The organism is Nibrella saemangeumensis, from assembly GCF_039541915.1.
Taxonomy (GTDB): domain Bacteria; phylum Bacteroidota; class Bacteroidia; order Cytophagales; family Spirosomataceae; genus Nibrella; species Nibrella saemangeumensis.
In genome coordinates this window covers 88,475-103,427 of sequence record NZ_BAABHD010000021.1, presented here as the reverse complement: position 1 = coordinate 103,427, position 14,953 = coordinate 88,475, and the positions used below count along the sequence as shown (strand labels likewise).

General features: G+C 53.8%; 7 protein-coding genes. 4 read left to right on the top strand and 3 right to left on the bottom strand.

Translation table 11 applies throughout. The features are described 5' to 3' along the window. Positions 1 to 330: 330 nt before the first annotated feature. On the top strand, positions 331 to 6,969 hold the full coding sequence (locus ABD949_RS07190; RefSeq protein ID WP_345242013.1) for an SdrD B-like domain-containing protein: 6,639 nt from the start codon (positions 331 to 333) through the stop codon (positions 6,967 to 6,969). Between the two features lie 6 nt (positions 6,970 to 6,975). Then, positions 6,976 to 7,953: a PorP/SprF family type IX secretion system membrane protein gene (locus ABD949_RS07185; RefSeq protein WP_345242011.1), complete on the top strand. Its 978-nt coding sequence runs from the start codon at positions 6,976 to 6,978 to the stop codon at positions 7,951 to 7,953. Positions 7,954 to 8,044: 91 nt separating this feature from the next. Here the strand turns inward: ABD949_RS07185 and ABD949_RS07180 are convergent, their stop codons facing one another. From ABD949_RS07180 to ABD949_RS07170, 3 genes are all read right to left on the bottom strand, one after another. Next, entirely contained in the window at positions 8,045 to 9,703 is a 1,659-nt protein-coding gene (locus ABD949_RS07180) for an FAD-binding dehydrogenase (RefSeq protein ID WP_345242009.1), read from the bottom strand. Between the two features lie 146 nt (positions 9,704 to 9,849). Continuing rightward, positions 9,850 to 10,404 carry a YceI family protein gene (locus tag ABD949_RS07175; protein ID WP_345242007.1) on the bottom strand — a complete coding sequence of 185 codons (555 nt, stop codon included), beginning with the start codon at positions 10,402 to 10,404 and terminating at the stop codon, positions 9,850 to 9,852. Between the two features lie 147 nt (positions 10,405 to 10,551). Next, entirely contained in the window at positions 10,552 to 11,298 is a 747-nt protein-coding gene (locus ABD949_RS07170; protein WP_345242005.1) for an arylesterase, read from the bottom strand. A gap of 227 nt (positions 11,299 to 11,525) precedes the next feature. On the opposite strand from ABD949_RS07170, the gene ABD949_RS07165 reads away from it, so the two are divergent. Continuing rightward, entirely contained in the window at positions 11,526 to 12,227 is a 702-nt protein-coding gene (locus ABD949_RS07165) for an ABC transporter ATP-binding protein (RefSeq protein ID WP_345242003.1), read from the top strand. Positions 12,228 to 12,371: 144 nt separating this feature from the next. Continuing rightward, the gene (locus ABD949_RS07160) at positions 12,372 to 14,882 is read left to right on the top strand and encodes an ABC transporter permease (RefSeq protein WP_345242341.1); all 2,511 of its coding nucleotides are present in this window, start codon (positions 12,372 to 12,374) and stop codon (positions 14,880 to 14,882) included. The last annotated feature ends 71 nt before the right edge of the window (positions 14,883 to 14,953 follow it).

The following is a 14,953-nucleotide window of genomic DNA, read 5'->3' as shown; positions in this document are numbered from 1 at the left end:
ATATGATTTTTTTGGCATAATTTTAGCAGTCTCCGACGGACCTCATCTGATTAAAGAAACAGGAAGCGGAGATGGCTAATAGCTGTTGTTCAACATAAAGTTTTTTGGTTGCGCTATCTGTAAGTTGTTCATATATAAGCTTTTGAGGGGTTGTATTTGCTGCCTTATTGTATGACTTCCGGTTTGGCATAGTTTTAGTTAACTTTTAAGAGCCAATAAATGCCTTCCTGGTTCACTTGTTTTTCGCTGAAAATCGAAAGACATACTGGCTGCTTTTCAGCAGCAGGAAGGGGCAGGTCTTATCGAGTATACATCGCAAATCAGTTGCAGATGAAAGAAACTTCTACGCTAACTATTGTCCCTCATCTTACTCTGTCGGCCGGGCCTGGTACCCGTCGGCAGGCGATGAATCTGAAGTCGATACTATTCTGCCTTACAGCGTTTATTGGAACGCTTTTCTCCGTTGGCGCTATGGGACAGGCCGCCACGGCAGATCTGAGTCTTCGTAAGCAGGTTAGCAACAGCCGCCCGCAACTGAACGATGTAATTTCTTATACGTTAGTAGTCCGGAACAGCGGCCCCGGCACGGCCACTAATGTAACCATACGGGATCAGTTGCCAGCGGGCGGAACCCAGTTTGTGTCGAGTAACGCGCTCCGGGGAAGCAATACGTTTAGTTCGGCTACGGGCATGTGGACGGTGGGTACGGTGGCACCCAACGACTCGGCGGTTCTTGTCATCAGTACCCGCGTTCTCGAACGGGGTGTTTGGTTCAATATAGCGGAGGTTATGACAGCCAGCCCGTTGGACACGGATTCGCAGCCGGGCAACGGCAATCTGCTGGAGGATGACTATGCTTCGGTTTGTTTTTCGGTGCCAGTGTTCTGGTATCCCGGCGATGAATTCACCATTTCAATTCCAACCGGATATACGGGTATTCGCTGGTTCCGGAACGGACAGCAGATAGGAACAGCCGCCGTGTCGCCCACGCTCGCTATGATGAACCCCGACAGTTCGCTGCTGATCCGAAGTCCAGGCATCTATACCTTTCAGACGACCCGAAACGGCTGTGTTTCGGGTAACTGCTGTGATATAGAGATTATACAGGGACCGTACGGGTCGATTGGCGACTTTGTATTCAGGGACCTGAACGAAAATGGCTTACAGGATGATGGTCCGAATACCGGTGTTGCCGGTGTTCAGGTTGCGTTATATACGGCTACCGGCACAAACCCACTGCGCACGATTCTTACGGATGCCAATGGCTTTTACCGGTTCGATTCATTGCAGTCCGGTACGTACCGGGTTCGTTTTATTGCGCCATCAGGGCAGCAGTTTACAACCGCGAACGCTGGCGCTAATGATGCCATTGACAGCGATGCCGGGCCAGATGGTTTTACCGGCCCGATTACCATTAATGCTGAACAGCCAGCCAATACCATCGGCCGTACAAACAATACGGTTGATGCCGGTCTCCGGCCGGTTACCGGTCCCTGTAATGTCGAATCACCGCCCATTGTTTGTGTAGTACCGAACATCTGCGTTGGTGGCAGCACACAAATTACGGCTATTGGTTGTGCTAATGGTACTATCCGGTGGTCAGATGGACAAACCGGGTCTACCATAACGGTATCTCCTCAGACAACTACTACTTACTCGGCCAGCTGCGTAATCGGTGCTTGTGTTAGTAATAGCTCCAACCTCATTGTTGTCAATGTGGTAAATCCGCAACCGCCCACTATTGTAGCCAGCTCAACAGCGATCTGCGCCGGTGATTCTGTGCGGTTGACGGCTCTTGGCTGCGAAGGAGGTACTATACAATGGTCTGAAGGCGGACAATCAGGCCGCTCCATTCTGGTGCGTCCGCAGGTAAACACCACGTATACCGCAATTTGCCGGCAGGCTAACTGCCTGAGCACCCCGGCGACAGTGGTCATAAATGTTGGCGCTAATCTGCCCAAGCCGACCGTAGTCTGCAGCCTGACCCAGGTATGTCCGGGCGAACAAGTTACCCTAAGTGTTGTTGGTTGTGACGGTATCCCGTTGTGGAGTACAGGACAGACTACTTCATCGATAACCGTAACGCCCACAGTCGGTAACAATACGTATTATGTAGAATGCCGCCGGGGGAACTGCGTCAGCCCACGTTCCGATAATTTCATTATAAATATTGCTAATCCGACCGTACCAACCATTGCTGTCAGCTCATCTACGATTTGCGTGGGTGGCACCGTATCGCTGACAGCAACCGGCTGTAACGGAACGGTTACCTGGTCAAACGGCATGAGCGGCTCGGTTATTTCTATGTCGCTGAATGCCAGCCAGACATTTACTGCGCAATGCCGGATCGGAAATTGTCTGAGCAATCCATCGGTGGGTGCTACCGTGAATGTGGTTACACCCGCTGCCCCAACGATTACCGTTCAGGGCAGTACGCTGGTCTGTGCGGGTGATGTAGTTAATCTGTCGACAACCAGCAGTTGTCTGGGTGGAACCATCGTCTGGAGCAACGGAGCAACGGGTCAGAATATTAGCCTGGTAGCTTCAGCTACTCAGGACGTCTTCGCCTATTGTCAGATAGGTAGTTGCCGGGGCGCAGAATCCAATCGGATCCGTATTAATGTTACTACTGTAGGTACCCCGCCAACGGTAACGGCTTCATCGCTATCGGTATGTGCCGGTAGCTCCGTAACCTTGACCGCTGCCAATTGCACCGGCAATGTGATCTGGTCGAACGGGCAGACCGGCAGCAGTATCGTGGTGACACCTACAGCGCAGCTGAATCAGTTCTCGGCTGTATGTCGGGTTGGTACATGCGGCAGTCCGGCGTCTAATACCGTAACGATTACCATAACCCCCGGAGCGGTGGCGCCACCAACGGTAACGGCTTCATCGCTGACAGTCTGTGCCGGCAATTCGGTGACGCTGACGGCGGCTAACTGCGCCGGATCAGTGATCTGGTCGAACGGGCAGACCGGCAGCAGTATTGTGGTGACACCAACGGCCCAGCTAAACCAATTCTCTGCTGTATGTCGGGTGGGGACCTGTAATAGTCCAACCTCAAATGTAGTTCAGATAAATCTAGCCAACCCGAATGTTCCGCCGACGGTAACGGCCTCGTCGCTGACCACCTGTGCGGGTAGCTCGGTCACCCTAACGGCGGCTAACTGCGCCGGCACCGTCATGTGGTCCAACGGACAAACGGGAACCAGCATTGTAGTTACCCCGACGGCCCAGCAGAATCAGTACTCCGCCATGTGCCAGGCGGGGGCGGCCTGTACCAGTCCATCGTCTAACACGGTAACTATTACTATAACCCCCGGAGCGGTGGCACCTCCCATAGTGACGGCAACCTCGCCGACAGGTTCAGCCTCCTCGCAGCCGGGTGCCACTTCATCACTAACCGTGTGCGCCGGTACCTCGGTGACTATGACCGCAGCCGGTTGTACCGGCACGGTTGTCTGGTCGAACGGACAGACAGGAGCCAGCATTATTGTGACACCGACTGCTCAGCAGAGCCAATTTACGGCTGTCTGCCAAAGTGCCTGTACGAGTCCGGCCTCAAACCCGATTACGGTTATTGTTGTGCCTGTAGGTACACCGCCGACCATAACGGCCTCGTCGCTGACCACCTGTGCGGGCAGCTCGGTCACCCTGACGGTAGCTAATTGTGCTGGTACGGTGGTATGGTCCAATGGACAGACGGGAGCCAGCATTGTTGTCGCGCCCACCGCCCAGCAGAATCAATACTCGGCCGTGTGCCGCGTAGGCGCATGTTCCAGTCCGCCATCCAATACAGTCCAGATTACCATATTACCTGAACTTCCCAAGCCGACAGTTGTCTGTAGCGCTACGCAGGTTTGTCCGGGTGGAGAACTAACGCTTACAGTAGTGGGATGCGTAGGCACGCCGATCTGGAGCACGGGACAAACAACAACCGATATTATTGTCAGACCCGTTCCGGGTAATAATACGTATTCGGTGGTCTGCCGGCAGGGAGCCTGTACCAGTCCACGTTCTGATAATTACACCATTGACATAGCTAATCCGGTGGTGCCGGCTATTGCCGCCAGTTCCAGTACAATTTGCGTGGGCGGCACGGTATCGCTGACGGCTTCGGGTTGCTCCGGTGCCGTGAGCTGGTCCAATGGACAGACGGGCTCCGTCATTAATGTAACACTCACCGCCAACCAGACCTTCTATGCACAATGCCGGGTCGGAAGCTGTTTGAGCAATCCATCCAATGGAGTGACGGTAAACGTTGCCAATCCGGCAACGCCAACAATTACCGTTCAGGGCAGTACGCTGGTGTGTGCAGGTGATGTGGTCAATCTGTCGACTACCAGTAGTTGTCCGGGCGGAACCATCGTCTGGAGCAATGGCGCTACCGGGCAGAATATCAGTCTTGTCGCATCGGCTACGCAACAGGTATTCGCCCGCTGTCAGGTGGGAGGGTGCCAGAGTGCTGAGTCAAACCGCATTACTATTAACGTAAACAATACCGGCACGCCACCAACCATAACGGCTTCGTCGCTGACCGTATGCAATGGCGGCACCGTTACATTGAATGCCGCCAACTGTGCCGGTACGGTTGTCTGGTCCAATGGACAAACAGGTACCAGTATAACCGTTTCGCCAACTCCGCAACAGAATCAGTTCTCGGCTATTTGTCGGGTAGGCACTAGCTGTGGCAGTCTGCCGTCCAATGTTGTCCAGATTGCCGTCACGACCCGGCCCCGGCCAACGGTTATCTGTAGCGCCGAGTCGGTATGTCCCGGCCAGTTCCTGACGCTGATCGTTCAGAATTGTGATGGTACGCCGGAGTGGAATACCGGGCAGACGACCAGTAGTATCGTTGTGTCGCCTACCACGACCACCACGTATAATGTAGTGTGTCGCAATGGGCAGTGCGTAAGCGACCGGTCACAGGACTACACCATCACTGTAAATCAGACGCCAAGGCCAACTATCACGGCATCGTCTACGCTGGTCACCGCCGGTTCCAGTGTGACGCTGACAGCTACCGGTTGTCCGGGAACAGTAACCTGGTCGAATGGTATGACTGGCAGCTCTATTGTGGTGCCGCTGCAAATAGACCAGAGCTTTGTGGCCTTCTGCCGTTCTCAGGGTTGCCTGGGAGAAGCATCCAGCAGTATCGCCGTATCGGTACGGGGTGGTACCACGCAGCCGCAAAACCAGAGTGCGTCCATTGGGGTAGCGCTGGCGCTGGTGGCCAGGGATCAACTGTCGACCAATACTTACCGACTACGGTACAGGGCTACTGTCCAGAACTTTGGTAATGTGCCGCTGACAGGCGTGCAGATAATGGGCGATCTGGCCAACTCATTTGCTGCTCCAACCTCATTCTCGGTAATAGGAGCGCCGGTTGTTCGGGCGGGTAGTAACCTGGTTGTCAACCCGGCGTTTACCGGCAGGCCGACCGCCGGTACAGAACTGCTGTTACCCGCCAGCCGACTTAATGTGGGTGAACGTGATTCAGTATTCATCGTCGTCAATGTGGTGTTAGCCGGGAATCAGGGACCGTTCTTCAGCAGTGTGCTGGCAACCGGCTATACCGAAAGTCCGGTAACGCTGGTGCAGGATCAGTCGAACAACGGATTTGATCCGAATCCGGTAGGGAACACGCCGACGCCGGTACGCTTTGATGTGCCGACAGCCATGTTAGGTGTGGCCAAAGCGGTTAGTACCCCGGTGCCGGTGCCGGGTAGTCCGGGGGTATATGATCTTACTTATACCATTCGGGTGACCAACCTGGGGACCGAAGACTTGAGCAACGTCCAGGTAAGTGATAACTTAGCCCAGAATTATGGCAGTGGCGTCCTGATTGTCAGCAACCCGATCAGTGTTTCGACGGATGCCGGATTTACACCTAACGCGGGCTTCACGGGTCAGGGGCTACTCATCAATATGCTTAACAGCAACCTGAGTAACCTGCCACGTGGCGCTACCCGGAGTGTACGGTTTACGGTTCGGATCAATGTGAGTAACGCCAACCGGACTACCTTTAATAACACGGCAATTGCCATGGCCCAAACCGCTGGTGGCACTATGGTCAGGGATACATCAACGGCCGGCTCCAATGCTGACCCGGACAACGACCTTGATCCGCGTAACAACAGCCAACCGACACAAATTGTGCTGACTGGCTCACCACTGGAAGCCCGGCTTGGGGTAGCTAAGTCTGTAAAAGATACAGTACGGCAGGCTAACGGCAGTTACGACGTGACCTATCAAATCGTGGTGAAGAACTATGGCTCCGATGAGTTAACACATGTGCAGCTTACCGATAGTCTGAACCGGGTCTTTAATACAGTCAGCGGAGCCACCTTTACGGTAGTTGGACCGCCACAGGCTTCCTCGAATAGTAAACTTATTGTAAACAGTGGCTTCAATGGTAGCTCCGACACACGTCTGGTCATTGGTGAGAGTCTAAGTATACTTGCTGCCGGACAGGCCGATACCGTTCTGTTTAGGATCAATGTGGTGACCGATGGCCGGAGCAATACCTTCCTGAACTCGGTTTATGGGGTGGCCAGGGCGGGTACTACTACGGTAATCGATGTGTCGACCGACGGTCTTGATCCGGACCCGAATGGCAACGAGGACCCGACAGAAGTCACCGAGAGCGAAGCAACACCGCTTTCTTTACCAGCAACGACAACCGGTACGGTATTTGTGCCGGGCGGTTTCTCGCCGAACGGCGACGGTATCAACGACACCTTTGTCATCAGCGGTACCGAAGGCCTGACGGTTAGCCTTGAGGTGTACAACCGGTGGGGACATCTGGTGTACAAGAGTGATGACTACAAAAATGACTGGGATGGCAGGTCAAATACGGGTGTGCAGGTAGGTAACGCTACCGGTGGATTACCTGAGGGAACCTACTATTACGTCGTCAGACTGAGCGACGGGCGAGAATATGTGAAATACCTGACGATTAACCGCTGATAGCACATGGTAAAGAAACGTTTATTAACAATTGGAGCAATTGCGCTGTCGGCTATCCTGGCTGGTAGCGGCCGGGTCCTGGCTCAGCAGGATAAGATGTTCTCGCAATACATGTTCAACATGATGGCGCTGAACCCTGCCTATGCCGGAAGTCGTGATGTGTTGAGTGCAACGGCTCTTTACCGGTCGCAGTGGATGGGTATGGAGGGTGCTCCGCAAACGGCTACGTTTACGGCTGATATGCCGCTGAACCAGGAACGGATTGGCGTTGGACTACAACTTTACAACGACCGCGCTGGTATCGATAATGAAAGTGGTCTTTTTGCATCATACGCTTTTCGCATCAAACTCAGCGAGCGTTCTACGCTGGCGCTGGGCCTGCAGGCCGGCGCTGCCTGGCTGGTTCGTAATTTTATGGGCGTGCAGCTTACACCGGGTAATATGGGCCCGGTTGACCCGGCTTTTTCCACCAATGTCAGCAAGGCATTGCCAAATTTCGGGACAGGGATCTTTCTGAGCAATGACCGGTCTTACATCGGTGTATCGGTGCCACGTTTGATCAAAAACCGACTGAGCGATTACGAATACGGTAATTACCAGTCTGTGCAGCGCCGGCACGCCTATGGTATGGCCGGGTTTGTGGTGGGTGTAAGCCCAAACCTGAAGCTTAAACCTTCTGTACTGGTAAAATATGCGGAAGGCGCTCCGCTCGGGTTCGACGGTAACCTGAACCTCTGGATTGCGGAGCGGGTTGGCATTGGTACTTCCATTCGGAAGAACCAGTTCTCTACCTGGACAAGAGAATCAACGGATGCCATTGTTGGGATGGTTGAACTGCAACTGACCGACCAGTTCCGTATGGGGTATGCCTATGACCGAACGCTGAACCGGCTTGGTCTGGTGGCGCCCAGTTCGCACGAACTGATGGTGCGGTATGAATTCGGGTTTACGAAGAACCGTATCTTGACCCCACGCTATTTCTGATACATTTACCTGAAGATGTAAGGAAAGTAAAGGCCTGTTCCCTCCATGGAGGGAATAGGCCTCACTGTTTACAGAAAACAGGATATTCCGCTCAGCGCACAGCTTGGGCCGCTGCCCGTCCGGCCGTTCGACCGGAGAATATACAGCCTCCCAGAAAAGTGCCTTCCAGCGCCCGGTAGCCGTGCATACCTCCTCCACCAAATCCGGCTGCTTCACCGGCAGCATACAACCCGGCTATTGGCTGCCCATTGCTCCCCAATACGCGACCGGATAAGTCAGTTTCCAGCCCACCCAGGGTCTTGCGGGTGAGAATATGCAGACGTACGGCAATCAGCGGCCCAAAGGCCGGGGCCAGTATCCGATGTGGTCTGGCGGTGCGGATCAGCCGGTCGCCAATGTAGTGTCGCGCGCCGTTAATGGCCGTTATCTGGCCGTCTTTACAGTACGGATTCATGATCTGGCGGTCGCGGGCAACAATCTGGTGTTCCAGGCTGGCCAAATCAATCAGCGGCTCTCCAACCAGGTCGTTCATGCCTTGCACCAGATCAGGCAGGTTATCTTTCACAACAAAATCAACACCTTTTTGCTTGAAGGCTTCAACTGGAGCCGGGGCCCCTTTGCCCACCGCGCGGCCGAGGGTCATTTTCCAGTTTTTGCCGGTGAGGTCGGGATTTTGCTCGGAGCCGGAGAGCGCAAATTCGTGCCGGATGATTTTCTGGGTAAGCACAAACCAGGTATGGTCGTAGCCGGTTTGCCGAATATGCTGGAGCGTGCCCAGGGTATCGAAGCCGGGGTAGAGCGGACCGGGCAGCCGGTTGCCACGGGCATCGAACCAGAGCGACGAAGGACCGGGCAGGATACGGATGCCGTGGCGGCTCCAGATCGGCGCGTAGTTCTGAATGCCTTCGGTATAGTGCCACATACGGTCCCGGTTTATGAGGTTGCCCCCGGCTGCTTCGGTAATGGCCAGCATCCGGCCGTCTACGTGGTCAGGAACACCGGAAATCATAAATTTGGGTGGTACGCCCAGCCGTTGCGGCCAGTTCTGGCGGACCAGGTCATGATTGGCTCCAATACCGCCGGAGGTGATTACTACAGCCTGTGCCTTGAAGGTGAAGTCTTCCAGGACTACTCTGGAACTCTTCTCACCCCGTTGAACCGTGCTGGGCTCCAGAATGTCTCCTTGTATACCATCGACAGTGCCGTTGGTCAGCGTCAGTTCATTGACCCGGTGGCGGAATTTTAGGGTAATCAGGCCGCGCTTTACGGCCTCACGAACGCGATGTTCGAACGGAGCGAGCACACCGGGGCCTGTGCCCCAGGTAACGTGAAAGCGGGGTACCGAATTACCGTGTCCAATGGCTCCGTACCCACCCCGCTCAGCCCAGCCGACAACCGGGAAGAAACGAAGGCCCTGCTGGTAGAGCCAGGAGCGCTTCTCACCGGCTGCGAAAGCAACGTAAGCTTCGGCCCATTGGCGGGGCCACTTATCTTCGGGCCGGTCAAAGCCGGCTGTGCCCATCCAGTCTTCCAGTGCCAGGTCGTAGGAGTCCTGGATGCCCAGCCGTCGCTGCTCCGGTGAGTCGACCAGAAATAAGCCTCCGAAGGACCAATAGGCCTGACCGCCCAGGTTTTGCTCCGGCTCCTGATCGACCAGCAGTACCCGTCTGCCGGCATCAGCGAGTTCGGCCGCTGCTACCAGACCCGCCAGGCCGGCCCCGACAATAATTACATCTGCCTCCGTTTGCATTTCCGTTTATGAAGTTACAGGAGCAGGTAAATTAGAAAATGAATAGAGCTAAACCAAATGGAATGGTTTATGGCAATACAGAAGGCATGAACAAAAAAAGCCGGACAACTTACGTTATCCGGCTCTTAGCGTAGTCATCAAAATCGTTAGCCCTGCTTTATGAGTTGTATCTCACAGTGCAGCTTGATATCATCGCTTACTACAACGCTACCCGCTTCGGTTACCGCGTTCCAGGTCAATCCAAACTCTTTTCGGCTGATTTTGCCGTCTACGGTAAAGCCTGCTTTTGTCTGGCCGTAAGGGTCAACCACCGTACCGGCGGCTTCTACGTTGACAGTAAGTGGTTTGGTGACGCCCCGGATCGTTAAATCACCATGCAGTAGGTAGTCGTCTCCGTCGGGTTCAAAGTGTTTACCGACGAATTTGATCTGAGCGTGGTTTTCCGCATCAAAAAAGTCGGCCGAGCGCAGGTGAGTGTCGCGCTGTTCGTTGTTTGTATTAATGGAGTCCACATCCGCCGTGAACACAATATGGGATGCTTTGGTAAAATCGTCACCCTCCGTTTCAACTTCCAGATTGAACGTCTTGAAGTATCCCGTAACCGTGGTAATCATCAGGTGTTTTACCTTAAACTGGACCTCACTATGTGCCGTATCGATGACCCATTTCGTGGTCGTCGAGGTTGAATAAGCCGTTTCCATAACTTTGTTGAGATTTGTTGCTGGATAAAATATTGTAACTCTATAGTTAAACTATGTTATTTATAAAAAGGTTGAAGGCTGATGCGCTAAACGGATTTACCTATACGTAGGTAGTGAGGAAAGGCCGGCATAAGCAGAAACATGGCCCTAGCCTTCGGCTTCCTCCTCAAGCAGCGGCTCCAGCACCTGCCACACGTTTTTAGCGACAACTTTATGCCCTTCAGGAGTGGGGTGAATGCCATCCGGCAGATTAAGCCGTCGGATACCGCCGACGCCTTCCAACAGAAATGGAATTAGAGCCAGGTTGTTTTCCCTGGCCAGTTCTTTATAGAGTTCACGGAAACGCGAGGTATACTCCGGCCCCATATTGGGCGGAATCTGCATCCCGGCAATCACGATCTTAGCCTCTGGACTTTTAGCCTTTACCGTATCAATGATTGCCTGTAGATTCTGTTTGGTCGCTGTTAGCGGAATACCCCGCAGCCCGTCATTACCGCCCAACTCCAGCACAAAGATAGAAACTGGTTGCCGCAGCACCCAGCCGATCCGGCTTCGGCCGCCGGCGGTCGTTTCTCCGCTAAGTCCAGCATTAACTACTTTGTATTGGTACCCGGCCGAGTCTAGTTTAGCCCCGATGAGGGCAGGAAACGCCTGCGAGGGCTCGATTCCGTAACCAGCGGTGAGGCTATTCCCATAGAACAGAATAATCTTTTCAGTGGTGGGTTGTTCAGCAGGCTTCTGCGTGTTGCTGTTTTCTGCATTGGCCCCTTTCCGTCGCTGACTGGTTTCGGCCTGGTTTTCGCCGGAATCACACCCCCAGAGTGAACCCAGCAGCAGGCTGATCAGCAGGAATGTATAGGCGCGAATGAGGCTTGGTTGGTTCCGCAATTTCATAATCAGATTCATAGTCTCTGTAAAGTACGAATATACCAAATCGGTTATTACCCGCTCAACAGTTTATTATTCCATTTATTAACTTATCCTTGATAATGTAGGGAGTTATGGGTAAACTCAATCTCGGTACAGTCTGTTATACAGAAGGTATTACCGTATAGTTTACCCATTTAAAAACGTTTATATATGGTCGGGGGTTCGTCCGGCATTCTTTTTATACAAGCCTTATGAGTATTCTGCGCGTAGAGAATTTAACAAAAGCCTATCAGAGTGGTGACCGTACCCTGACGGTTCTGGATAATGTGAGTTTTGAGATACAACCCGGCGATACCTTTTCAATTGTCGGACCATCGGGCAGTGGAAAAACAACGCTGCTGGGTCTTTGCGCCGGTCTGGACCGCGCTTCGTCGGGCAGCGTATATCTGAATAATATTAAGCTGGACAACTTAAGTGAAGACCAGCGGGCGGCCGTCCGGAATAAGTATGTAGGATTTATCTTCCAGAATTTTCAGTTGCTGCCGACCCTGACCGCGTTGGAAAACGTAATGGTGCCGCTCGAACTTCGGGGCGAAAAAGGGGCCAGGCGCACTGCTCAGGACTTGCTGGAACGCGTTGGTCTAGGGCAGCGGGGCCATCATTACCCCACTCAGCTTTCCGGAGGTGAACAACAGCGGGTATCGCTGGCGCGGGCCTTTGCCAACCGCCCCAAGATTCTCTTTGCCGACGAGCCCACCGGTAACCTGGATACCGACACCAGCGCCCGCGTTGTCGACCTCATCTTCGATTTGAACCGCGAAGCCGGCACCACGCTGGTTCTGGTTACCCACGACCTGGAACTGGCCTCCCGCACCCAGCGCATCATCCGTATCAAAGGCGGCACCCTCGTCTCCGACACGATCACCGATAACGCAACGATCTTCAAAGGATAAAATTAGTTTCAGGTTCCAGGTTTCATATTAGATAGTGAGTAAACAACTTGAAACCTGGAACCTGAAACTACAATTCTCATGGACAATCCCATCGAAAAAATAAATGTGCCGGCGGCTTCGCTGTTCAGCCCCTGGCTGTGGAAAATGGCCTGGCGCGACAGCCGCAGGAGCCGGCAGCGGCTCCTGCTGTTTATGTCGGCCATTGTGCTGGGCATTGCGGCTCTGGTAGCGATCAACTCCTTTGGCGATAATCTGGCGCGTAGCGTAGAGGATCAGGCGCGTGAACTGTTAGGTGCCGATCTGGTACTAAGCTCCGGGGGAGAGGGTAAACCAAAAACGCAGGAGTTTTTACGGTCCATCGGCAAAGACCGGAGCTATGAAATATCCTTCCCGTCTATGGTATTCTTTCCTTCGTCGGGCGGAGTGCGGCTGGCGCAGGTGAAGGCCCTGGAGGGTAAGTTTCCCTATTATGGCGTGTGGGAGACGCAGCCGGTTGCGGCCGTAAAGGCGTTTCGGAAAGCCGGGGACACCCAGGAACGGGTAGCCCTGGTGGATGATGCCTTACTGGTGCAGTTGGGAGCTCAGCCCGGCGACTCGGTAAAGATCGGAAAGCTCATGTTCCGGGTGGCCGGTCGCGTGATGAAAACTCCGGGACAGGCGGCTATTGCGACCACGGTGGCACCTGCGGTGTTCATTCCGTTGCCACTGCTTAAAGAAACCGGGTTGCTGCAGCGGGGCAGCCGGGCGCAGTATAAATACTATTACCAGTTTGCGCCCAGTTTTGATGTCGACAAATACGTAAAAGGTATTGAGGATCAGCTGGACAAAGCGGGTTTTAACTACGACACCATCTCTGAACGGAAGCGGCAGACCGGACGGGCTTTCGAGGACCTGACTAAATTTCTTAACCTCGTAGCGTTTGTGGCTTTGCTGCTGGGATGTGTAGGCGTAGCCAGTTCGGTACATCTGTACATCAAAGAAAAAGTAGCTTCGGTAGCTGTCCTGCGGTGCATTGGTGCCACAGGCCGGCAGGCGTTTCTGATTTACCTGATTCAGACCTCGCTGATGGGCCTGTTGGGTGCTATTTTGGGCGCTGTGGTGGGCTCAGCAGTACAATTAGTATTGCCAGAAATATTTGGTAGCTTCCTGCCTGTTCAGGTGGCTGTTGCAGTATCGCCGAAGGCCGTGCTACAGGGCGTAAGCACCGGATTGGTGATTGCCGTGCTGTTTGCGCTATTGCCTTTGCTGGTGGTCCGGAAAGTATCACCGCTACGGACACTTCGTACTTCGTATGAGGAGGACGTAACCTCCCGCGATCCGTTCCGGTGGCTGGTGTACGGATTGATCATTGCCTTTATTTTGGGTTTTGCCTACTGGCAGGTCCGTGAGTGGCGGCTGGCGCTGGGCTTTACCGCTGGTTTGCTGGTGGCTTTCGGGGTGCTGACCCTACTGGGTCGTCTGCTGATGTGGGCGGTGCGAACGTTCTTTCCGGTATCCTGGAGTTACGTCTGGCGGCAGAGTCTGGCCAATCTGTACCGACCGCATAACCAAACACTTATTCTGGTAACCTCTATTGGTCTTGGGGCATTTCTGATTGCTACCCTTTACCTGACACAGACGCTTCTGCTGGGACGGGTGCAGCTATCGGCCAGCGGAAGGCAGCCGAACATGGTTTTGTTTGATATACAAAGTGATCAGCGCGAAGGGGTGGAGAAACTTGTGGAGCGGTATAAGTTACCCATTATTCAGCAGGTGCCGATAGTGACCATGCGCCTGGCCGAAATCAACGGCCGGACGGTCGAGGCCATCCAGAAAGATACCAGTGCCAAAGTACCCGATTGGGCGCTGACCCGCGAATACCGCGTGACTTACCGGGATAGCCTGATTGACTCCGAAAAACTAATTGCAGGCGAAGGACCGTACCAGGAAGCCGGCATGGCCAGAATTTCCGTTGAAAAAGATTACCTGAAACGCATGAAACTAAAGCTGGGCGATACGCTGACGTTTAATGTGCAGGGCGCTCTGATCCCAACCATTGTGGGGGGAACCCGTGAGGTAGACTGGAACCGGGTACAGACTAACTTCCTGATTGTATTTCCGAACGGAGTGCTGGAGAAAGCTCCGCAGTTTCATGTGCTGATGACGCGGGTACCTGACACCCAGCAGTCGGCGGCTTTACAGCGCGACCTGGTGGGGCAGTTCCCGAATGTGTCGGCCATTGATCTGGGGTTAATTCTGAAGACGGTAGATGAAATTCTGGCGAAGGTATCTTTTGTCATTCGTTTCATGGCCTTGTTCAGTATCATTACAGGGTTGCTCGTGCTTGGTAGTTCCGTGGTCATCAGCAAATACCAGCGGATGCAGGAGAGCGTTTTGCTCCGGACGCTGGGCGCTAACCGGAAACAAATCCTGCTTATTACGCTAATCGAATACCTGATGCTGGGACTACTGGCGGCTTTTTCCGGCATTTTGCTGTCGCTGGGTGGAACATGGGCGCTGGCACATTATGTATTTGAAGTCATCTTCCGGCCAGATCTCACCCCGCTCCTGGCCGTTATCGGTATCGTAACGGGCCTGACCATTCTGATCGGTTTATTGAATAGCCGGGGGGTACTGGTACGTCCGCCCCTGGAGGTACTGCGGGCCGAGGCATAGCCTTACTTTTCTCCTTTCAGGATAGGAAATCTGGCGAAAACGAACCAATTTGACCGGCGAATTGCTGCATG